The organism is Gemmatimonas sp. (assembly GCF_031426495.1).
GTDB lineage: Bacteria > Gemmatimonadota > Gemmatimonadetes > Gemmatimonadales > Gemmatimonadaceae > Gemmatimonas.
The window spans coordinates 98014-120276 of the sequence record NZ_JANPLK010000014.1 but is presented as its reverse complement, the minus strand read 5'-3'; the positions used below and the strand labels follow the sequence as shown (position 1 = coordinate 120276).

Annotated in this window: 18 protein-coding genes and 1 tRNA gene; all 19 read left to right on the top strand. The window is 67.1% G+C overall.

Annotation, left to right across the window (positions count from 1 at the left end; genetic code table 11):
• Nucleotides 1-7 precede the first annotated feature (7 nt).
• The 19 genes from RMP10_RS04660 to mraY all read left to right on the top strand — a co-directional run bounded on the left by RMP10_RS04660 (nucleotide 8) and on the right by mraY (nucleotide 22261).
• Nucleotides 8-2689, top strand: a complete 2682-nt coding sequence (locus tag RMP10_RS04660) for a tetratricopeptide repeat protein (protein WP_310569243.1) — start codon at nucleotides 8-10, stop codon at nucleotides 2687-2689.
• Nucleotides 2679-3779, top strand: coding sequence for a DUF4388 domain-containing protein (locus tag RMP10_RS04655; protein WP_310569242.1), 1101 nt, complete (start codon nucleotides 2679-2681; stop codon nucleotides 3777-3779). Before RMP10_RS04660 ends, RMP10_RS04655 begins: the two co-directional genes overlap by 11 nt.
• A 74-nt stretch (nucleotides 3780-3853) precedes the next feature.
• Entirely contained in the window at nucleotides 3854-4564 is a 711-nt protein-coding gene (locus RMP10_RS04650; RefSeq protein ID WP_309670993.1) for a GTPase domain-containing protein, read from the top strand.
• Between the two features lie 18 nt (nucleotides 4565-4582).
• Nucleotides 4583-6322 (top strand): DnaA/Hda family protein, encoded by a 1740-nt coding sequence (locus RMP10_RS04645; RefSeq protein WP_310569241.1) that lies wholly within the window; start codon nucleotides 4583-4585, stop codon nucleotides 6320-6322.
• Nucleotides 6322-8001 carry a DUF4388 domain-containing protein gene (locus RMP10_RS04640; protein WP_309670991.1) on the top strand — a complete coding sequence of 560 codons (1680 nt, stop codon included), beginning with the start codon at nucleotides 6322-6324 and terminating at the stop codon, nucleotides 7999-8001. Before RMP10_RS04645 ends, RMP10_RS04640 begins: the two co-directional genes overlap by 1 nt.
• Nucleotides 8002-8035: 34 nt before the next feature.
• Nucleotides 8036-8515, top strand: a complete 480-nt coding sequence (locus tag RMP10_RS04635; protein WP_310569240.1) for a hypothetical protein — start codon at nucleotides 8036-8038, stop codon at nucleotides 8513-8515.
• On the top strand, nucleotides 8502-9665 hold the full coding sequence (gene cheB / locus RMP10_RS04630; RefSeq protein ID WP_310569239.1) for a chemotaxis-specific protein-glutamate methyltransferase CheB: 1164 nt from the start codon (nucleotides 8502-8504) through the stop codon (nucleotides 9663-9665). The genes RMP10_RS04635 and cheB overlap by 14 nt, the downstream gene beginning before the upstream one ends.
• Before the next feature lie 7 nt (nucleotides 9666-9672).
• Nucleotides 9673-10122 (top strand): chemotaxis protein CheW, encoded by a 450-nt coding sequence (locus tag RMP10_RS04625; RefSeq protein WP_310569238.1) that lies wholly within the window; start codon nucleotides 9673-9675, stop codon nucleotides 10120-10122.
• A 20-nt stretch (nucleotides 10123-10142) separates the two neighbouring features.
• Nucleotides 10143-10982 (top strand): tetratricopeptide repeat protein, encoded by an 840-nt coding sequence (locus tag RMP10_RS04620; protein WP_310569237.1) that lies wholly within the window; start codon nucleotides 10143-10145, stop codon nucleotides 10980-10982.
• Between the two features lie 17 nt (nucleotides 10983-10999).
• On the top strand, nucleotides 11000-12067 hold the full coding sequence (locus RMP10_RS04615; RefSeq protein ID WP_310569236.1) for a hypothetical protein: 1068 nt from the start codon (nucleotides 11000-11002) through the stop codon (nucleotides 12065-12067).
• A gap of 59 nt (nucleotides 12068-12126) precedes the next feature.
• On the top strand, nucleotides 12127-12297 hold the full coding sequence (locus tag RMP10_RS04610) for a hypothetical protein (RefSeq protein WP_309670985.1): 171 nt from the start codon (nucleotides 12127-12129) through the stop codon (nucleotides 12295-12297).
• A gap of 136 nt (nucleotides 12298-12433) precedes the next feature.
• A tRNA-Val gene (locus tag RMP10_RS04605) sits at nucleotides 12434-12507 on the top strand.
• Nucleotides 12508-12740: 233 nt separating this feature from the next.
• Nucleotides 12741-14447: a hypothetical protein gene (locus RMP10_RS04600; protein ID WP_310569235.1), complete on the top strand. Its 1707-nt coding sequence runs from the start codon at nucleotides 12741-12743 to the stop codon at nucleotides 14445-14447.
• Nucleotides 14448-14653: 206 nt separating this feature from the next.
• Nucleotides 14654-15604 (top strand): 16S rRNA (cytosine(1402)-N(4))-methyltransferase RsmH, encoded by a 951-nt coding sequence (gene rsmH, locus RMP10_RS04595; protein ID WP_309670983.1) that lies wholly within the window; start codon nucleotides 14654-14656, stop codon nucleotides 15602-15604.
• Nucleotides 15604-15981: a hypothetical protein gene (locus tag RMP10_RS04590; RefSeq protein WP_309670982.1), complete on the top strand. Its 378-nt coding sequence runs from the start codon at nucleotides 15604-15606 to the stop codon at nucleotides 15979-15981. The genes rsmH and RMP10_RS04590 overlap by 1 nt, the downstream gene beginning before the upstream one ends.
• Before the next feature lie 28 nt (nucleotides 15982-16009).
• On the top strand, nucleotides 16010-18166 hold the full coding sequence (locus RMP10_RS04585) for a penicillin-binding transpeptidase domain-containing protein (RefSeq protein WP_310569234.1): 2157 nt from the start codon (nucleotides 16010-16012) through the stop codon (nucleotides 18164-18166).
• Nucleotides 18163-19713: a UDP-N-acetylmuramoyl-L-alanyl-D-glutamate--2,6-diaminopimelate ligase gene (locus RMP10_RS04580; RefSeq protein ID WP_310569233.1), complete on the top strand. Its 1551-nt coding sequence runs from the start codon at nucleotides 18163-18165 to the stop codon at nucleotides 19711-19713. Before RMP10_RS04585 ends, RMP10_RS04580 begins: the two co-directional genes overlap by 4 nt.
• Nucleotides 19710-21119 carry a UDP-N-acetylmuramoyl-tripeptide--D-alanyl-D-alanine ligase gene (gene murF, locus RMP10_RS04575; RefSeq protein ID WP_310569232.1) on the top strand — a complete coding sequence of 470 codons (1410 nt, stop codon included), beginning with the start codon at nucleotides 19710-19712 and terminating at the stop codon, nucleotides 21117-21119. Before RMP10_RS04580 ends, murF begins: the two co-directional genes overlap by 4 nt.
• Complete coding sequence (gene mraY, locus RMP10_RS04570; protein WP_310569231.1) at nucleotides 21119-22261, top strand: phospho-N-acetylmuramoyl-pentapeptide-transferase; 1143 nt, start codon at nucleotides 21119-21121, stop codon at nucleotides 22259-22261. Before murF ends, mraY begins: the two co-directional genes overlap by 1 nt.
• Nucleotides 22262-22263 lie beyond the last annotated feature (2 nt).

Below are 22263 nucleotides of genomic sequence, written 5' to 3'. Positions count from 1 at the left end.
TCCGCTCATGTCGTCCGTCATGTCGGCTGGTCGCGACGTGGAACTGCTGCGCACGCTGATCGAGCGCGTTGATCCGCGTGATCCCGGCGCGTTCAACAACCTCGGCGTCCTGTATCACTCGCGTGGCTTGCACGTGGAGGCCGTCGACGCCTTTCTGCGCGCCCTCGCGATCGATCCGCGCATGCGCACCGCCGCGCGCAATCTCGAGATCGCGGCTGCGACGCCGGGAGCCTGTGATGCGCGCATGGCCGCACTCGATGCGCGCGTTGCGGCCGATCCTGACGATCGGGCAGCGGCGCTGGAACGGGCGCGGCTGTCGCGGCTGGTCGGACGGAGCGACGTCGCCATCCGACAGCTCGAAACACTCATCGCCGAAGATCCCGACGATGCGGCCGCGTTGTACGAGCGTGGATTGATCGAGCAGCGGGCCGGCGACCTCCGTCGTGCGCAGCGCTGGTTCGAGCGTGCCGTGAACCTGGGCGGCGCCGACACCGACGCCCGGTTGCATCTCGCGGAAGTCCTCTATCAACGCGGGCAGAACGAGCAGGCGCTCGAATGTCTGGATTGCCTGTTGGCCCGGCACGCCGACAGCGCCGATGCGCATTTGCTACGCGGCTTCGTGCTCGGCGACATGGGTCGTCACGATGCGGCCATCGCCTCCGCGCGCATCGCGGCGCAGTTGAATCCCACGCTGTCGACGGCGCAGATCGATCTGTCGCTCGAATCCGGCAGCCTCGCCGGCACACCGATCGCGATCGATCCGTCGACGGCGAACGGCATGATGCGGGTGGAACCTGAAGGCGCGCTCGCCCGCCATGGTCTCGGGCTCGCCTTCCGGCAGCGTGGCTACTTCGACGAAGCCCGTCGCGAGTTCGAACGGTCGCTGGCCAGCGGCGAAGACGCGCGCATGGCGGAGCACGCGCTCGGTGAGCTCGATCTGATCGCGGGTCGGTTCGACGACGCGCGCACTCGGTACGCCGCGTTGCTGGCGCGGCAGGAGCAGCCGCGTCTGTGGAACGAGCATGGCGTCGCGATGCATCAGTCGGGCGACGTGGCGGGGGCCGCCGACAGCTATCGTCGGGCCCTGCGCATGGATCCGCGCCACGCGCTCGCGTACAACAACCTCGGTGTCGCGCTCGACGATCTGGGCGATCACAGCGCGGCGCGCGAGTCGTTCGTACGGGCCTCCGAGCTCGATCCCACGCTGGTCGTGGCCCGGTTGAATCTGTCGCGCTGGTTGGCGGCGCAGCGGGATCCGCTCGCGGCGCTCGCGTTGCTGCGCGAACTCGTGGCCTTTCATCCGCGCGATGCGGAATCGTGGAAGGTGATGGGCACGGTGTTGCAGGCGCTCGACCGCCCGGAGGAGGCCCGCGACGCATTCCTGAGCGCGGTCGAATGCCGGCCGTCGCACGCTGAGGCGCGGTTCGGCTTGGCCAGTGTGCTCGAGCACCTCGGCGACAGCGATGGCGCCGCACGCGAAACGCAGCAGGCGTTGAAGTACGCGCCGATGCGCATGGCGTCGCGACTGTCGGTGGCGATCGACCTGCAGCGCGAGTGCCCGGATGCCGTCGGCGCGCTCGAGTTGCTCGCCGTACGGGGCGGATCGCCGCTGCGCGGCATCGTGCTCCCCACCGACGATTTGGCGGCGCTGTTGCCGGAGCAAGCGCTCGCGGCACCTGGCCTGCGCGAGGCCGCCGGTAGCGGCTTGGATGCCGGCGCGATGGCCGTCATGGAGGCGGCGCGCACGTGCGACGACGCTGATGGATTCTCGTCGCGTGCCGTGCATGGCGAGGCGCTCGAGCGGTACACCCGAGCGCGCGCGCTGGTCGACATGACAGCGGTGGCCGACATGGAGCCCACGGCGCAGATCCTGTGGCAGCGCGCCACGCTGGGAGAGGCGCGCTCGCTCTGCCTGCTGGGGCGCGGCGTTGAGGCGCTGCCGCAGCTGAAGCGGGCGGGTGCGCTGTGGCCGCATCATCCGGAAGTGCTCGCGCTGTTCGCGTTCGCCGCCGCATCGGACCCCGAGCGCGATCCGGCCAGCGCGGAGACAGCGCGCACCGCCATGCTGCGCTTGTTGCGACAAGACGTCACCAGCGCCGCGCTCTTGCACTTCGCCGGCGATGCCGCGATGAGGATGCACGACGAAGCCCTGGCCCTTGGCTTCTATCGTCGCGCCCTAGCGCACGATCCCGCGCGTCCCACCGCCCGCGTGGCGATCGCGCGCATGCTCCGTGAACGCGGTGATCTGCTGGCCGCGCGGCTCGAGCTGGTTGCCGCGCTCTCGGCCGTACCGAACTGGCGTGACGCGGTGCTCGAACTCGCGCGCGTGCACCGCGATGCGCGGCGACACGCCGACGCCCGCTGGATTCTCGTGGACGTGCTCAAGGGCCGACCGACCGACGTGGAGGCGCTCCAGCTGCTGATCGAGGTGCTCGTCGGCGAGGAACGGGCCAGCGACGCGCGCATCGTGGTCGACCGCGTCCTGCGGCACGACCCCGACAACACGGGCGCCCGCTGGTTCGACGGCGTGCTCTTGGCGCAGCAGTCGCGTACGCGCGATGCACTCGCGTGTTGGGCCGCGTTGGCGCAGTGTACCGAGGTGGATGACTTCGTGGAGCGCGCGCGCCATGCGGTGTCGCACGCGGTGTACGGCAGTGGTGCCCCCAGCGATCCGGCCCGTGTCGCATGACCACGCCGTGAGCCTGGACGGCCGTCTTCGCGACCTCGGCCTCGCCGAAGTCCTGCAACTGCTCGCCCTGAGTCGCAAATCGGGCGTGCTTCATCTCGAGGCGGCGCTGCAGGGCCGGCACGCGGCCGTGCAGTGTCAGCATGGCAGTGTGGTCAACGCGGGCCTCTGGAGCGCGCACGAGGCATCCGGCGCGCTCCGCGCGCGCACGGCCGACGAAGCGCGTGACGTGGAAGCGATCATGCTCGACTTGCTGCTGTGGCGCGACGGCACGTTCCGCTTTTCACCCGCCGACGACCACGCGCCCACCGGCGCCGCCATCCGTCTCGCCATCGAGCCGCTGCTGATGGAGGCCGCTCAGCGGGCGGAGGTCTGGTCGCGGATCGAAGATCGCGTGCCGCATTCACGGGTCGTTCCGGCCTTCGTGGATGTCGAGCCCCAACAGTTGCCGCTGCTACGTCTGGCGCCAGCGCAGTGGGAGATCCTGACCCGCGTCGACGGGCAGCGCGATCTGCTGATGCTCGCTGATTCGCTCGGGCGTACGCTGTTGGACGTGGCGGAGCAGGTCCACGGTCTGATCGGGGCAGGGCTGCTGACACTGCGCGATGGTCCGGTGGCACCGCGACGGAACCCCACGCCGCCCACGATGGCGGCGATTCCCGCTCCCCAAGGACGGGAGATCGCCGGCGACCTTTGGATTCCGACGGCCACGCACACACGGCACTCGTCGGTCATGCCCGACGATGCGTCGCCGAGCCACGACGAGGATTCGCTCTTCGATCCGGTCGAATTGGGAGTCATTTCCGCTGAAGGATTCCCCCGCCGGCGCACGCCGTGGATGGCGTCGTCTCCGGTTGCCTCGCAGGCCGCTGAGCCGTCCTTGCCGCGAGGGGAGACGGCCGGAATCGCACCGCGCGCCGAAGCCATCTCGTTGTGCCGGCTCGGTGACGAAGCGGCCCGGCGCGGTGACTTCGCTGATGCGATGACGCACTGGCACGCTGCCCTTCGGGTGCCCGAGCCGTTCGCCGACGCAGATCGCGTGCGCGAGGCGATCGCGCTGACGGCCCGGTTGCACGCGCTGCTGCATCCGTAACGGCGTAGGAGACATCCGGTGACCTCGTGCCCGTCGGGCGCGGCGACACCGGCGGCGAGAAGAGGAGCGGGCGCATGCCCATTGTCGATCATGCCACACGGCTGATCACCTGCAAGTTGGTCTACTACGGGCCCGGACGGTCTGGCAAGACGACGAATCTCACCTACCTGCACTCGGCCTTGCCGGGCACGCAGGTCGGTGAGCTCACGTCGCTGGCCACCCGTCGCGACCGCACGCTCTTTTTCGACTATCTCCCCGTCGATCTTGGCACCGTGGGTGCCTATCGCGTCCGATTTCAGTTGTACACCGTGCCGGGCCAGCCGTACTACCGCGCCATTCGCCAGCTCGTGCTGCAAGGCGCCGACGGCATCGCGTTCGTCGCCGACAGTCAGCGCCACCGGTGGGACGACAACCTCGAAAGCCTGCAGGACATGCACGCGAATCTGGCGGAACACGGTGTCGATGCGCGTGATCTGCCCATCGTGATGCAGTACAACAAGCAGGACTTGCCCGCGTCGCTGGCCGCGAGCGTCGCCGAGCTCTCGGTCGCGTTGAACTTCCGCGGCGTCCCCGAGTACGCCGGCGACGCGCTCCACGGCCCGGGCGTGTTCGATACGCTGCGCTCGCTCGGTATGCGCGTGCTGAAGCGCCTCGGCGCCGACGAGGGAACGGAAACGGCCCATCGCGCCGCCCTCGCCCTGCGCACGCCGGCCTTCACGCCGGCGCTGCACGCCGGTCACGTGACTACCGATGTCCTCACCGGCGTGGCGGGCAGTGACGCATGAGCAACGCATGAGGAGCACATGAGCGGCCCCCTCGATGGCACCTATCGCTTCGACACGTTCGTGGTCGGATCGTCGAACCGCCTCGCGGTATCCGCCGCCCGCGCCGTGGCCGACGCACCGGGCAGCGCCTACAACCCGCTGTTCGTGTACGGTGGCTCCGGACTTGGCAAGACCCATTTGGTGGCGGCGCTTGCGCATCAGGCGCGTGCGGTCAAGCCCGATCTTCGCGTCGAGTTCACGTCGGGTGAAGACGTGGCCGAGCATCTGCATCGCGTCATCGCGAGTGGACAGGCGCAGCTGTTCATTGAGCACTATCAGCAGGTCGAGTTGCTTATTCTCGATGACGTGCAGTTCCTTACCGGGCAGCGCGAGACCCAGTCCGAGTTGCTGCGCCTCTTCAACATGATGCAGGGCTCGGGCCGGCAGCTGGTGCTCACCAGCGATCGGCAGCCGTCGGAGATCCCCGACGTGGATCAACGCTTGCTATCGCGACTGATCGGCGGGCTTGTGGTCGATGTCGGTGCGCCCGACTACGAGATGCGTCTGGCGATCCTGCGCAACGTGGCCGGCGCGCGCGGGGTGGAGTTCGCTGACGGCGTGCTGAACGAGGTGGCTCGTCTGGCGTTTGGCAATGTGCGCGAACTGAAGGGGGCGCTAAACAAGCTCTCGGCGTTTCAGCAGCTCGAGGGAACGCCGGTCGCGCCGCCCGATGTGCGCGCCGTGTTGGGTGAGCGCGCATCGACGCCTACGCCGTCGTCGCCCTCGCACCCGCCGCGGATCGAAGCGATCATCCCCGACGGTACCGATTACGAAGGCTTCCTCGCTGATGTCCTGCAGGAAGTCGAAACGCGCGTGGAGCCGTGGCGCGTGGCACTCGGTGAAGCGATCTCGCGCTGGAAGAGCCATGGCTACGGCGTGGCCGTGCTGGAACGTGCCATGCAGTTGCCAACCGCACCCGACGTGGACGGCTTGCTCGCCACCTTCACCTCGGCGATCGAACATCTTCGCAACCTCGAAGCACAGGCCAGCAGCCTCGATCCGGCGCTGCGAGGACATGCGGCCTTTCGTGATGTCGCCTCGATCCCACTGGCGCAACAGCTGGTGGAGCGCGCGATGGCGAGCACGTTGCCGCTGCCCGCGCCGTCGCCGGTCTTCACCCGCGAGCGCCTCGACGTCAGCAGCGCCAATCAACTGGCCGTCAAGGCGATCGACTCGGTGATCGAGCACCCGGGCACGCGCTACAATCCGCTGTTCATCTGCGGACCGGCTGGCAGCGGAAAATCTCATCTGGCCCATGCGCTTGGCAATGCGATGCGCGCGCGTGCCGCCGTGGCCTGCCTGTCAGCCAGCGCCTTCGTCGATGAACTGATCGCGGCGATGCAAGAAGGCGGCATGGAGCGCTGGCGCCTGCGATTTCGCGCCGCGGATCTGTTCATTCTCGATGATGTCGAGGTGTTGGCGGGGAAGGAGCGCACTCAGGAGGAGCTGTTCCACCTGTTCAATCACCTGTATGAGCGCGGAGCGCAGATCGTGCTCACCAGCTCGTACCCGCCGCGCGAACTCCCGGAACTCGCCGATCGGCTGCGATCGCGATTCGAAGGCGGTCTCGTGGTCGCGCTGCAGTCGCGCGAGCGCCACCGCGTGGAGCAGCTGGTGGAGCGCGCGCCCGGTGAACTCGACCGCTTCTTCGAGGATCGGGAGAAGACCATGTGGAACTGGCCGGACCTCGGCGGACGCGTGATCGAGGAGTACCGATAGTGGCCATCCGTGGAAACCTGAGCGAAGCGTCACTCGCCGACGTGCTGCAGCTGCTGGCGCTCGGTCAGAAGACCGGTTGTCTCAGCATCGCGCGCGAAGGCAGTTTCGGCACCGTCCACTTCGCGGGCGGCCGCATCGTGCACGCCGAACTGGTGAATCGTCGCGACCGTCTCGGCGATCGTCTCGTGCGTATCGGCGCGATCACGCCCGATGATCTCGCACGCGTCACGGCCGCCAGCGCGCCGCAGGACGATCGCGAGCTCGCGCATGCGCTGTTAGAGCAGGCGCTGATCGAACGCGAAGTGCTGGTCGGCGAGTATCGCACGCAGGTTGAAGAGGCGGTGTACCACCTATTCAGCTGGTCGCTCGGCTCGTTCACCTTCGAGCCCGAGGCCGAGGACTCGCCTGATGCGGCGCTGGTGTCGGTCAGTGCGGATTCGCTGTTGCTGGAAGGCGCGCGTCGCGTGGACGAGTGGACGCAGATCGCGAAGAAGGTGCCGAGTCTCGATCTCATCTTCGAGCTCGATGGTCCGCGGCTCGCGCATCGCGAAGTGCCGTTGAGCGCGACGCAGGAGCGCCTCCTCCCATTCCTCGACGGCACGCAGGATCTCAACACGGTGATTGAGCGCTCTGGCCTCGGGGAGTTCGAAGTCGGCAAGGCCGTGTTCGGATTGCTCACCGCCGGATACGCGCAGCGTGTGGGCCGGAGTGCCGCGCGACGTCAGCCGCCGCCGGAGAGCCGCGTGGCCGAGCACCGCAATCTCGGTATCGCGTTCTATCGCACCGGCATGCTCGACGAGGCGCAGCGGGAGTTCCGCCGGGTGCTCGAGTTGCGGGAAGCCGACGGCGTGGCGCGATTTCATCTTGGGCTCGTGCAATTGCGTCGGCGTGATTGGGCGGGCGCGCACGCCACGTTTCTGCGTGCGTCGCAGGAGCCGGATGCCCCTGCGGCGGTGCTGCATAACCTCGCCTTCGTCTGCGAACAGCGCGGGGATCTGGTGGCGGCGGCCGAATACCTCGACGAGGCCACACGGCGCGTCGTGCTCCCCGACCCGCGGATCGCGCTCTCCCGGGCGACGATCGCCCTGCGCGTGGGCGATCTGGCCAGCACCGAGTCGGCACTTGCCGCAGCGCGCAGTGCGTGGGGTGCCCGTCAACCGTCGGCCGCCTGGTTCCATGTCGCCGGCCTCGCGGCGGCCCTTGGTGGCGACAGTGCGCGGGCAGCGGCCGTGCTGGAAGAAGGCATCGCGCTGCATCCGCACGCGGCCGCGTTGCACAACAACCTTGCGGTCGTGCAGGAACGGCGTGGGAGCTATGAGCTGGCGGCCCGCACGATCGAGCACGCGCTGCTCGAGGATGCGAACTGCGCTCATCTGCACAAGAACCTCGGCGACTATCTGTATCGCGCGCAGCGATACGACGAAGCCTTCGAGTCGTTCGTGCGGGTGGTGCGGCTGATGCCGTCACACGGGGCCGATGTCTATCTCAAGCTCGGAAACGTGCACTATCGGCGCGGCGCCTTGCTCGAGGCGCAGCGGTCGTGGGAACAGGCGCTCTCTCTCGATCCGGACAATCGGATCGTGCGGGCGAATCTCGACGCCATGCGCCGCTCGACGACGCCGACGGCGTCCTCGCCCGTCGCCACCAGCGACGACGCGCTGGTGGGGGGAGCCGTATGACAGTATGTGGCCACCCCACCGGCGTCTCGCGGCAATGACACAGCACACGGTCGGCATCGCCGATCTCACCGCAGGCGCCGGGGACATCACGCTGGTGACGATCGGCCTCGGCTCGTGTGTCGCGATTGCGCTGCACGATCGCGCGAACCGCGTCGGTGCGCTGGCGCACGTCCTATTGCCGCACCATGCGCTCACCGCCGACACGCCGAGCGCCGGGAAGGCCGCGTCCACCGCGGTGCCGGCGATGCTCTCCCGCATGCACGTGCTCGGCGCCAGGCGCGACATCGAAGCGCGCCTGGTCGGCGGGGCGAGCATGTTCGCCGCCTTGCTGGCGCCGGGCGCCATCAGTCTGGGCGCGCGTAATGTGCAAGCGGCGCGTGCGGCCTGCGCGGCGCATGACATTCCCATTTTGGGCGAAGCCGTCGGGGGAGACTTCGGTCGCTCGGTGACGTTCGACGTCTCCACCGGACGCGTGTTCGTGCGCTCCGTGCGAGGCGACGATGTCGTCCTCTAGCGTGTCGGGCGCCGTGCGCCGACGCGTACTCGTGGTCGACGACAGCGCGTTCATGCGTCGGCTCGTCAGTGACATCGTGGCGTCGAGTGGCGAGTTCGAAGTCGTCGGCACGGCGCGCGACGGATTGGACGCGCTGCGTCAGATGCCACTGCTCGATCCCGATCTGGTCACGCTCGACGTAGACATGCCCAACCTCGACGGCTTGGCGTGTCTCGATCGGATCATGCGGGAGTGGCCGCGGCCGGTGGTCATGCTGAGTGCTGGCGGAAGCGATGGCGGCGCCGATGCCACGCTGCGCGCGCTCGATCGCGGGGCGGTGGAGTTCGTGCGGAAGCCGTCGGGCGCGATCAGCCTCGATCTCGAACTCGTGCGTGACCAGCTGCTCGAGGCGCTACGTGCCGCCGCGGCGGTGACGCAGCTCGGCGTTCCGCTGCCGTCTCCGACCCTGGTCACGCCGGACGTCGCGCTGCGCGGTTCGGCGCACGATCGCGGTCTGCGCTCACCGGCGCGCGGCACGTCGCGGTCGATGCATGGTCAGGCCCCGTCGTTCCTGGTGTGCATCGCCGCGTCCACCGGCGGTCCGGCGGCGCTCGGTCAAATCATTCCGCTGCTATCTCGTTTCGAGCGAGCCGCCGTGTTGATCGTGCAGCACATGCCGGCGGGTTTCACCGCCAGCTTTGCCAGTAGACTGCACGGCATTTCGCGGCTGGCGGTCCATGAGGCGATGCACGGCGAGCCGCTGCACGTCGGTCATGTCTACGTGGCGCCGGGAGGCTTTCACTTGCGGGTCGGTGGCACGCCACTCGCACCGTTGGCGCAGCTCGATCAGGAGCCGACGGAATGGGGGGTGCGGCCGGCTGCCGACCGGCTCTTCAAGTCGGCGGCGAGCTGCTACGGCGCGGCCTGTCTGGGGGTGGTGCTCACGGGCATGGGGCGTGACGGTGCCGACGGCCTCTTGGCGATCCGACAGGCCGGCGGACTCGCGGTGGTGCAGGAGCGGTCATCGTGCGTGATCCCCGGGATGCCCGACTCGGCGCTACGGGTGGCCGGCGCTGACGACGTGGTGTCGTTGGCCGACATGCCACACGCCATCGAACGCCTCGTCGCGGGGCAGGGCGTCGCGGTTGACACTGTGGAGAAGATCGCGTGAGCCCACGATGAGCCCGTTCAAGTCGACGGCGCTGTTCGCTGTTCGCCGCCGCGCCGTCAGCACGGTGGAGCGAGCCACCTTCGTCTGTTTCTCGATCGGAGAGCATCGCCTGGCCGGACCGGTCGAACTCATCGATCGTGTGCTGCGTCCGTCCACCGACGTTCCCAGCGTCTCCTTCGAGGGGCGCGTGCTGCCCTACGCCGATCTCGCCGCACCGCTTGGCCTCGCGCTCGGCGGCGGTGCGGTCGGGTTGCGACGGGTGCTCGTGGCCCACGTGAACGACGTCTGGTGGGCGCTGCCGGTGGACGCGGTGCACGACGTCGTCAGTGTCGATGCGAGTGAGGTGCTGCCGCTGCCGGCGGGGCATCCCGATGCGCAGCGCACCGGTGCCATCGCCACGTTCACGCGAGGCGGTAGTACTGTTCTGGTGCTCGATCTTGTTCGTCTTCTCCGCTGACTCCCTGAAATGATAGCGCCATGTCGTTAGCCGGCTCCGACCTGCAGGCGCGTTTCGATGCCATCCATGCCGCGCTGGTCGCCAAGCCCGCGCCGGATGAGCGCGAGCGTGTGAAGCAGGAGATCATTTCGCTCTTCCGCGACGCCGATGCCGCTGCAACGGCGGCGCTCGCGTTCAAAGCCAGCGTGAAAGAGTTGGTCGAGCAGTGGAAACAGCTCGATGGCCGTACCGCGACCGTCGCCGGATCGGGGCGCGTCGACCATCTAGGCGCTTCGACCTTCGCGGAGAAAGGCTGGTCCAAGCTGTCGCTTGGCGACCCCGCCGGCGCCGAGGTGGCGCTGCGCCGCGCGCTGGAGTTGGCACCCGGCAGTAACGACGCAGAGACATTGCTGGGATGGGCGCAGATGATGCAACAGCAGTACGATGCCGCCCGCACCACGTTCCAGCAGGTCCTCCAGCGCGATCCCGAGCATGCGCTGGCCCACACGAATGTTGGCTACGTCTGCCTGCGTCAGGGACGCTATGGCGAGGCGATCGAGCATCTGGCGCGTGTGATCCGGCTCGATCTCGACCGGAAGGCCACGCTCTACGCCCATCTCTATCTGGGGATGGTGTATCGCGAACGCGAGATGTACGACGATGCGGAAACGTTTTTCCGGAAGGCGCTCGAGCTCGGACCCAACCTGCTGCAAAGCTGGTACGAACTGGGACGCGTCCACTGGTTCGCCGGACGACGCGACGACGCCCTCGCGTCGTGGCGCTCAGGCGCGGAGGCCAACAAGTTCAGTCCATGGGGGAAACGCTGCGCGGAGCTGTTGGGGCAGATAGAGCAGGGCGGAGCGCCACCGCGCGCCGACTAGGATCGGCAATCGCGATCGTGTTCGCGGCCGCTTTCGCGTTTTCCTTCGCGTTTTCCGTCGCGAGCGGGCAGGCGTTGTCGGCGCAGTCCCCGAGTGCCCCCGGCGTCCGTCTCGATTCGGGACGGTTCACCGTGGTGGCTGAGGCGCGTGATGCGCGGCTGGCCCGCACGCTGCTCGCGGCCGCACAGGCCAACGACAGCTTTCCCGGGCTTCCGCGCCCCAAGGCGCAGGTGCTTATCGCAGTGGCGCCGAATGCCGAGCGGTTCCGGCAGTGGGTGGGGCCCCACGCGCCGGAATGGGGGGCCGCGATCGCGATTCCCGACGAACAGCGGCTGGTGCTACAGGGCGGACGGTCGGGTAGCGATGCCGGTGATCCGGTCGTCGTGTTGCGGCATGAACTCGCCCACCTCGCACTGCACGAGCATATGGGACGACTGCCGCCGCGTTGGTTCGACGAGGGCTACGCCAGCGTAGCGGCCGGGGAGTGGAGCCGCGACGAAGCCTTTGCAACGTCGCTGACGATGGTGTGGCGTACGTTGCCGTCCCTCGACCGCCTGGAGGAGGGTTTCTTCGCCGGCGCCACCGAAGCGACCTGGAGCTACGCCATGGCCTATCGCGTGGTGAGCGAACTGCAGGCGCTCGATCCGGTGAACGGTCTGGCCAATGTTTTCACGTATTGGAAGGCGTCCGGCTCAATGGAAAAGGGCATTCGGCAGGCCTACGGCATGACGGGTGAGCAGTTCGAGAAGCACTGGAAGGCGCGCACGCGGAGCCGCTACGGGGCGCTGTCACTCGTGACCAACGTCTCCGCGGTGTTCGGACTCTTCGGGGTGATTCTGCTTCCCCTGTACGTGAGTAAGCGCCGCCGGGACCGCCGGAAGCTCGAGGCGATGCGGGCGCAGGATCTCGCGCAGGAGCAGGCGGCGCGGGCGTCGGCGCTGCAGGCGCTGCTCGACGCCGGACTGGAACCTGGACTGCAGCCCATCCAGGATCCCGGCCAGGATCCCGGCCAGGATCCCGGGCACGAACGCACCGAGTCCATGGGACGAGCGGCGGGACCATCGGGAGTGTCCGGGGTATCCTGAAATACGGCCGGTCCGAACCTGCCCTTGCCGTGCCACTCGGTCTGTCGGTATCGTGCGCTATGACTTCGATCGACAAGCCCCGCTCCCGCGCCCTGATCTATTGGGGCGCCGCCGCACTCTCGTTGGTGATCGGCTACGTGGATCTCGCCCGTGGCGGAGAGACCATTGCCCCGCTTCTGCTCGTGCTCGGTTACGTGGTGTTGGTGCCGCTCGCGATTTTGAAGGGATAAGCGGAACGTTCGACGGCCGTGCGCGGGACCACAGCCCGACCGAACGTGACAATCCGGTTAAGTTGTGCCCCAAGACGGAACAGCGACCCCCGTTCGTAGTAGTTTTTCAACGGCCGATGTGGGTCTGACGTACACCGGGCGAATAGCTCAGTTGGTTAGAGCGCCTGCCTTACACGCAGGATGTCGGGGGTTCGAGTCCCTCTTCGCCCACTCGTTGCACTCGCCCCACGTGTTTCGACCGTTCAGTGTTGTGCGACTCGTCCTGAACGTGATGTAGGTACCGAACGGGCGTCGGCTTCGGCCGAATGCTTGCACGGCATGTCGGTGTTCTTCAAAGTACTGCAGTTCCCCCCCAGACCCGCCTGGCTCACGCACGGCCACTCGGGTTTCAGGTATGCCGGCGTTATGCCGGATCCACGGCTCACGGTGCGGAGGTTACGACATTGAAGTCACGGCATTTCCAGGCGCTCGCCGGAATCGGTCTCGCCCTCGGTGGTACCCTCGCGGTGCCGTCGATCGCGTCCGCTCAGTACAATCGGGTCCCCGACCCGAACGCCACACGGGTCCTCGTGGCGGTGTTCAAGGCAGGTGAGAAGGGCTTGGGAGTGCAGGCCGCCGACGCGCTGCGCTCGCGCATGAACAGCGAGTTCCCGTTCAAGCAGGTGTATGTCCTGCCCAAGACGGACATCAATGCCACGCTCGAAGCCTCCGGCTTCCCGATCACCGACGCCCTCGAGGCCCACGATCAGCGCGCCCTCGCAACGCTGCTTCGGGCCGATGAATATGTAACCGGAACCGTCACCAAGACGGCGACGGGCGTGAAAGTCGACGCCAACCTCGTGCTGGCTCGCGATAATTCGCTCGTGCAGCCGATCGGCTCCTACGACGTGAAGTCAGTCGGAGACGCCGCTGGTGCGATCTCCAAGGAGCTCAAGGAAGCCCGCAAGCAGCTCGACGCCGAAAAGAAGTGCATCAACTCGGCTCGCGATCAGAAGTATGACGCCGCGCTCGCCGCGGCCAAGGAAGGCATCGCGCTGTATCCGCGGGCCACGCTTGCCCGTATCTGCATGGCGAATGTGATGATCACGCAGAAGGCGCCGGCCGCCGAGCAGCTCGCGATCGCCAAGGAAATCGTCGCGATCGATCCGAGGAGCCGTCCGGGCCTCGCGATTCTCGCCTCGTCCTATCGGGCGCTTGGTCAGCAGGACTCGGCCGTGGTGTCGCTCACGCGTCTCCTCTCGACCGACCCGAAGAACCCGCGTCTACAGAAGGACGTCGTCGAAGAGCTGGCCAGCGTCGCCAATCCGCGCCTCGCGAAGCCGGTGATCGACACGGCCGTGATGCTCAATCCAGGCGACCCCGATCTGCTGCGTCTCCGCTGGCGCATCTTGCTCGCCACGCGCGACTATAAGGAAGCTTTCGCGCAGGGCGACGAATTGGTGAAGCTCGACACGTCTTTCGCCGACACCGCGTACTTCTCGCTCTCGGCGGCGGCCATGGCGGCCGACAGCCAGTTCCAGAAGGCGGCGGAGATGGCGGCCAAGGGTCTTGCGAAGTTTCCTGGAGAGCCCGGACTGACGTTTACGCAGATCGTGGCGCTGCAGAAGGCCGGTCAGAACCAGCAGGCACTCGAAGCGCTGGATAAGGCCACGGCCGCCAAGGTCGCCGTCGAAAACGGAGCGTTCCTGCGTCTGACGCTGCTCAAGGATCTGAACCGCACGGAAGAAGTCGTGCCCGCGGCGCGTGCCGTGATCGCGGCTGGTGACACCAGCACGTTGGTGCGACAGATGCTCGTGCAAATCGGCAACGATCAGTTCAAGAAGGCACAGGCCAGCAAGCTGCCCGCCGACTTCGACGCAATGATCTCGACGCTCACCTTTGCCGATTCCGTGTCCAAGGGACCGGTGAAGGCCCAGGCGCAGTTCCTGCTCGGTGCCGCCGGTGTCGTGTACGGTCAGCTCAAGCTGACGGCCGCGAGCGAGCAGAAGAGCTGTGCACTGGCCAAGGAAGCGAAGAACCTGTTCGTCGATGCGCAGATTCAGCTGCCGAAGGGTGGTACCTTTGCCCCGGATGCGATGCGCCAGTACATGGGCTTCGTCATGCAGCTCGATCCGTCGGCCGATCAGATGGTCAAGGCGTTCTGTAAGTAGCACCGCCGCTGCAGGACCCCGGGCCCGCCGTCGCTCCGACGGTGGGCCCGTTCGTTTTCTCCCCGCGCAGGTACGGGATAGAACCGAAGCCATCACATCCGTGCGCGAGTACGGGTAATGCACATTTCTGAACGCGTCAGCATCGCTTGACGGTGCACTCAGCACCTCAGTAACATGACGCGCCCCAACAAGCCTCCAATAAGCGCGTGAGCCCGGTCCGTACACTCCCATCCGGGCGCGTTGGCGCCTACCACGTCCCGGTGCTGCTGGCCGAGATCGAAGCGCTGCTTGCCGGCGCCTCGACCGTCCTCGATTGCACGTTGGGCGGTGGTGGGCACACCGCAGCCCTTCTCGAACGCGGTATGCGTGTCACTGGCGTCGATCGCGATCCGCGGGCGCTCGCGGCCGCGCGCGAACGATTGGCCGATTTTGAACGGGCCGGTCAGTTCCGGGCCCTGCTGACCAACTACGCCGCGCTTGACACCGGCGGGCTCTCCCCGGACGAGCACTTCGACGGTATCCTGCTCGACCTCGGCGTCTCGTCGCATCAGTTCGATGACCTCGCTCGCGGCTTTACCTTCCGCGAAGGCGCGCCCCTCGACATGCGCATGGGTACCGACGCCGAAACGGACGCCGGTGAGCTGCTGAACACCATCGACGAAGTCGATCTGTCGGCCCTGCTGCGCAACTATGCAGACGAACCGCGCGCGGCCCGTATGGCGCGCGAGATCGTTCGGCGCCGTGAGCGTCGACCGTTTGCGACGGCCGATGATCTGGTGGACGCTATTCGCGCGGTGCTCGGTCCGCGCAGTGGCGCGCCCGACTTCGCGCGTATTTTCCAGGCGATCCGCATTGCCGTGAACGACGAACTGTCGGGGCTCGAGCATGCGCTGCCGTTGCTGCGTGACCGGCTCACTCCCGGGGGGGTGCTCGCGATCATCAGCTACCACTCTGGCGAAGACCGCCTCGTCAAGAATGCGTTTCGCGACTGGAGCACAGCCTGCATCTGCCCGCCGCGGCAAATGCTCTGCACCTGCCGTGGTGTGCCGCTCGGTGAGACGCTCACGCGTCGCCCGGTCAACGCCACCGACGAAGAAGTGGAAGGAAATCCGCGCGCCCGCAGCGCGCGCTTGCGCGCCTGGAAGCTCGCCATCTGATGGTGACCAAATCCACCAAACGCACCACCCGACGTTCTCCGCGCGGTCCGCTCAAGGGTCGCTCGTGGATCGCGATCGGGTTGGGCGTTTTTGTGGTGGTGGCTTCGCTCGTCGTGTGGCGACGCAGTGTGGGCGTGGCGACCGCGCGTGATATGCGACGGCTGTCCGATCAGCAACGCGCGCTGCTCTCCCAAAAAACCACGCTCGATCGCGATATCCGGAGCGCCATGTCCCGCAGTCGTGTCATCAGCGAGGCGGAACGCCGGCTCGGCCTGCACGTGGCCACGGACGCGCAGACGCGTATGCTGTCTGATTCGATGCTCGGCGATCCGGTGCGTCCGGATACCGCCGCGAGCGATTCGGCATCGCGCTCATGATGCGCCGTGACCCGCACCTGATCTGCGCATGATGTTCGGATCTATTCGTCCCGAGGCGTCCAACGAGCCGCGGTTCGTAGCCGACGATCCGAGCGCACCGGCGACGGTGAGTCGTGCGCGCTCGATGATCGTGCATGCCGGCCTCGTGCTGTTCGCGGTGTCGATCCTCGCCCGTGCCGTGCAGCTGCAGATCGTGGAACACGAGACCTGGCTGCGCGTAGCCGATCGCCAACACGTCGATCAGCAAACGGTGAAGCCCCTGCGTGGCGCGATCACCGATGCCACCGGCACGGTGCTGGTGGAATCGCGGGAGCAGGTGAAACTGAGCATCGCGCCGCGTGAGATCCGCGATGTGCGCCGCAAGAACGCCAAGCGGGGTGACCCGTTGGTGAGAACGCGGGCCGTGCTGCGCAGTGGGCTGCGCGCCTTGTCGGTCCCCGAAGCCCAGATTCGGAAAGCGCTCGATACGAATCAGAAATGGGTGTCGCTGCCCAAGCTGTATCTGCCGTCCGATATCGAGCGGTTCGCCGGGTTGCCCGGCGTTCACGTGGAGCGCGTCCGCCGTCGGATCAATTCGGCCAGCGACAACCTGCGCGGTGTGCTCGGCGCGGTCGATGCCGAGGATGTACCGGTGGGCGGTATCGAGCTCGAACTCGATCTGCTGCTGCGCGGGCAGGAGGGAAGCCGCGCGCTCGTGAAGGACCCCAAGGCCGGCTATGTGGAGTCACCGGAGCTGTCGAGTGTCGACGCGCTGCCCGGACATTCGGTGACGCTCACGGTGAATCAGGCGTTGCAGGAGATCGCCGAAAACGAACTAAAAATGGCGCTGGTGCGCACCGGCGGTACGGGTGGCGACGTCGTGATCCTCGACCCTCGGGACGGTGCCATCCTCGCGTTGGCGGGCGTGCGCGACGGCAAGCCAGCGAGCACCAGCACGCCGATGGCGCTGGCGTACGAACCGGGGTCGGTCATGAAGCCGTTTCTCGTGTCGCGTTTGTTGGACATGGGAAAGGCGACGCCAAACGAGATCATCAACACCGAGAATGGCAGTGCGATGCTGCCCGGCCGGAAGCGGCCGCTCACGGACGAACACAAGGCCGCGCAGATGCCGGTGCGCGACGTGATTCGCTTCTCGAGCAACATCGGCACCGCGAAGCTCGCGCTTCGTCTCACGCCGCGCGAAGAGTTCGAGGCTATGCGCGACTTCGGCTTCGGTTCGCTCACCGGTGTGCCGTATCCCGCCGAGTCAAAGGGATCGTTGCCGCTGCCCGCACGCTGGAGTGGCAGCACGCAGACCGCCGTGTCGATTGGATATGAAGTGTTGGCCACACCGCTGCAGATCGCGCTGGCCTATGCCGCGATCGCCAACGGCGGAGACCTGCTGCAGCCGGCGTTGGTGAAGGACGTGCGCGACGCGCAGGGCGCGACGGTGTATCGGCACGAGCGGCGCGTGGTACGGCGCGTGCTCACGGCCGAAACCGCGAAGGAGATGCGCGGCATGTTGGCCTCGGTCGTCGACAGCGGTACCGGCACCTCCGCCGAACTGGCTACGTACGATGTGGCCGGCAAATCCGGCACGGCGCGGCGCAGTGAGAACGGTCGCTATCTCGAAGGGAAGTACAATGCGACGTTCGCCGGCATGTTTCCGGCGCAGGCACCGCAGTATGTGCTCGTCGCGCGTATCATCGACCCCAAGGGGACGTACTACGGCGGTATCGTCTCGGGAAGTCTCGTGAACGGCATTCTGCAGGCCGCCCTCGCCACGCGCAACTCGGCGCTCGATCGCAACGCGTTGGCGGAGGTCGCCAAGGCCATGCCGGTGCCCGTCGCCAAGCCCAAGTCGGAGAAGGCGCTGGCCCTCGCCGCGCGTGACTCAGCACGTCGCGACTCGCTGCTGGCACCGGCTCCGCCGAAAGCCGAGCCGGCGCCGGCAGCGGCACGCGTGGTCGTTGCGTTGCCATTCAAGGCACAGAAGATGGCCCCGAGCAACGACCGCGAGGTTCGGGCGGTACCGTCCGTGTTCGGACTCGACGTGCGTCAAGCGACGCGCACGTTGTACGCTGCCGGGTTTCAGGTGAGTATCGCGCGCGGCTCCGACGTGCGCACCCGTCCTGCCGCGGGTACCATGCTTCGCGTGGGTAGCACCGTGCAACTGGAGATGCCGCGTATGGAGTCGGCCAAGTGACGGCAACCGCTCGCGTCGTGGACGTTGGCGTCTTGCTCGACGCGCTGCGCGATGCCGGCTTGCTGGTGTCGTCGGCCAATGATTTGCCCCCGGTCGTCACCGATGTGATCGACGACAGTCGGCGCGTGACGTCGGGGTCGGCGTTTCTGGCGGTGAAGGGGGCCGCGCAGGACGGGCATGCCTGGCTGCCAGCAGCGAAGGCCAGCGGTGCGGCGCTCGCCCTCGTGGAAGACGCCGACGCCGCGGCAGCGGCCGGGCTTCCGGCCATCGTAGTGCGCGACGGGCGACGCGCCGCAGCCGTGACGGCCGCCGCGTTCCACGGCTGGCCGGCACGCGAGCTCACGCTGGTGGGTGTGACCGGCACCAATGGCAAGACGACCACGGTCGGCTTGCTGCGGCACTTGCTGGATTCACCCGAGCGTCCGGCTGCGTCGATCGGCACCCTCGGCGTGCTGCTCGGCAGCGACGGCGTGACCTTGCCCGGCGGCAGCGGTCTCACCACGCCGGGCCCCGTCGAGCTGCAGCGACTGTTGCGCGAACTGGCGGATCGCGGCGTGCGCACGGTCACCATGGAAGTCTCATCGCACTCGCTCGACCAGCGACGGGTGGATGGGCTGTCGTTCGCGGCGGCCGTGTTCACCAATCTCACGCGCGATCATCTCGACTATCACGGCACGATGGAGGAGTATCGTGCCGCCAAGCTGCGCCTCGTCGGGCTGCTGGCGCGCGATGGCGTCGCGTTGTTCAACGCTGATGATCCATCGTGGCGCGGTGTCACCAATGCACCCACATCGTGGACCTTCGGCACCGAATCCGGCGCCGACATCTCGGCACGCGATGTCACGTTCACCAGCGACGGCAGCCGCTTCCTGCTCGTGTCACCGCACGGTGCGCAGTCGGTGTCATTGCCGCTTATCGGCGACTTCAACATCGCGAACGCGCTCGGCGCGGCGGCAGTGGCGCTGGCATTGGGCATGCCGATTGCCGACGTGGCGCAACGCTTGTCGGTCGCGCCGCAGGTACCGGGACGACTCGAGCGCTTGCAGACCGCGCCCACCGTGCTGCGTGACTACGCGCACACACCCGACGCGCTCGATCGCGCGCTGCGTGCCGTACGTCCATTCACCCGGCAGAGCGACGGGTCGGCCAGCCGATTGATCGTCCTGTTCGGCTGTGGTGGTGACCGTGACCGCGGCAAGCGCCCGGAGATGGGATGTCTTGCCGAAGACCTTGCCGATGTCGCCATCGTGACCAGCGATAATCCGCGTACCGAAGATCCTGAGCGCATTCTCGACGACATCGAGGCCGGTATGACGCGACGCGATCATGTGCGGATCGTCGATCGCCGCGACGCCATCGCCCACGCCCTGCGCCTCGCGACGACACACGATGTGGTGGTGCTGGCCGGCAAGGGACATGAGACGTATCAGATTCGCGGCACCACGTCGTATCCGTTCGATGAACGGGAGATCGTGGCCGAACTCATGGCCGAACTTACGACCACGAAGCCGGCTATCCTTCCCAACCGTCCGCCCCATTCTGCGTGACCGCTTTCTCTACCGCCGGCACCGCGTTCAGCGCGATTTCCGCCGTCGCGCCTGATCACGCGCATCCATTTTGGACCTTCGAGCGCGTGGCCGATGCGCTGGGCACCGGGCCGCGGATCCCGCGTCCATTAGCCGGTGTGTCCACCGACACGCGCGCGATCACGCGCGGGGATGTCTTCGTGGCGCTCAAAGGTGAGCGCTTCGATGCGCACGATTTTCTCGCCACCGCACGTGATGCCGGTGCCGCCGCGTTCGTCGTGAGCGATGCCGGCAAAGCGGCGGGGCTTGGCGTGCCGACGTACGTGGTGTCGGATACGCTGGTGGCGCTCGGTGAGCTTGCCACCGCCTGGCGCCGCGCATGGGGGCGCAGTGTGATCGCCGTGGCCGGATCGAACGGCAAGACCAGCACCAAGGAGCTGCTCAAGGCGGCGTTCTCGCGCACGCTCGTGGTGCATGCCACCCAGGGCAATCTCAATAACCGCATCGGCGTGCCGCTCACGTTGCTGGCGATTCCGTCCGATGCGGAAGTCGCGATCGTCGAGGTCGGTACGAACACGCCGGGCGAAGTCGCCACACTGCGAGCCATCACCGAGCCCGACATCGCCGTGCTCACCTCGATCGGTGAAGAGCATTTGGAAGGACTCGGCGATCTGGCCGGTGTGCTGCGCGAGGAAAGTGAGATCTTTCATCGCGTGACGCTCGCCATCGTGCCGTCGGCGCACCCTGAAGTCGCGGACATCGCCAAGGCCCGCGCCACGGCCGTCCTGTCCGCCGGACTCGAGAACGCGTCGATCACGCCCACGGCGTGGGGGCTCGACACCCAAGGACGTCCGTGGCTCGACGTCGAGGGCGTGCATTTCACGTTGCCACTTCGGGGCGCGCATCAGGCGTCCAACGCGATGTTGGCCATCGCGGCGGCGGGGGCATGTGGTGTCCCGTTGGTCGATGCGGCGGCGGGGATGGCCGAGATGCCGGTGCCGACCATGCGCGGCGTCTGGGAGCCACTTGGCGAGCTGGTCCTTATCAACGACGCCTATAATGCCAATCCGGCCTCGATGCGTGCTGCGCTCGATCTGCTCGGTCGCGTAGGTTCAGGACAGCAGCGGGTCGCGATTCTCGGTACCATGCGTGAGTTGGGCGCGCAGTCGGCGCAGCAGCATCGTGAGGTGGCGAGTGCGGCGCTGGCCTCGGGGGCCGACCTGATCGTCGGCGTGGGTGACTTCGCGGCGGCGTTTCATGAGATCGCGCCGGCTGATCCGCGCGTCGTGGCGACGCCAGACTTCGACGCGCTGTGGTCGTTGCTCGCGCCACGACTCGAACGCAATGCCATCGTGCTGCTCAAGGGCTCCCGCGGGATGCGCCTCGAGCGGCTGGTTCCCACGCTTACCTCCTGGGCGACTGCCTAGTGCTTTACTATCTGCTCCAGCCGTTTGCGCGCGACGTCCGCGTGTTCAATCTGCTCAACTACATCACGTTCCGATCGGCCGCCGCGTTCGTGTCGGCGCTGCTGCTCACGTTTGTGTTCGGGCCGGTCATCATTCGCCGGCTCCGAGCGATGGCCGTGCATCAGGTGGTGCGCGCCGGCACGCCCGATTCGCACGCCGGCAAAGGGACCACGCCGACCATGGGTGGCCTCATTATTCTGGCGGCCACCTTCGTGCCCGTGTTGCTCTGGGCGCGACTCAGCAATCGTTACGTGTTGCTGGCCATGGCGGTCACGGTGTGGATGGGGATGATCGGCTTTCTCGATGACTACCTCAAGCTCAAGCAGAAGCGGGAAGGCAAGAAGAACGAAGGGCTCGTCGAGCGCTACAAGCTCGCGGGCCAGGTGACATGTGGACTCGGTCTCGGTCTCATCCTGCTGTTCTTTCCGGTCTCCACCCTCCCCGGTGCCAGCACCACGCTGCCGTTCTTCAAGTACATCCTGGTCGTGCCGGCGGTGGCGTGGGCGGCGTGGATGTACATCCCGTGGGTCACTTTCATTCTCACCGGCTTCAGCAACGCGGTGAATCTCACCGACGGTCTCGACGGACTCGCTGCCGGACTCATGGCAATCGCGGTGCTCACGCTCGGCCTGTTCGCCTACGTGGCCGGTCGCGTGGACACGAGTGCGTACCTGCAGATCTTCTATATGGCTGGCGCCGGTGAACTCACCGTGTTCTGCGCCGCCGTGGTCGGGGCCTGCATCGGCTTTCTGTGGTACAACGCCCATCCGGCGCAGGTGTTCATGGGCGACACCGGCTCGCTGGCACTCGGCGGGGCACTCGGATCGATTGCAATTCTGCTCAAGAGCGAGTTCCTGCTGCTGATCGTGGGCGCGGTGTTCGTCGCGGAGACCGTGTCGGTCATCCTGCAGCGCACCGTGTTCAAGTACCGGAAGAAGCGGTTCGGGCTGGAATACGCGCAGCAGCACCGCGTGTTCAAGCGCGCCCCGCTGCATCACCACTTCGAATTGTCTGGCTGGCCGGAGACGCAAGTCGTCATCCGCTTCTGGATCATCGGCATCTTGTGCGCGATCCTCGCGCTCAGCACGCTCAAATTGCGCTAACG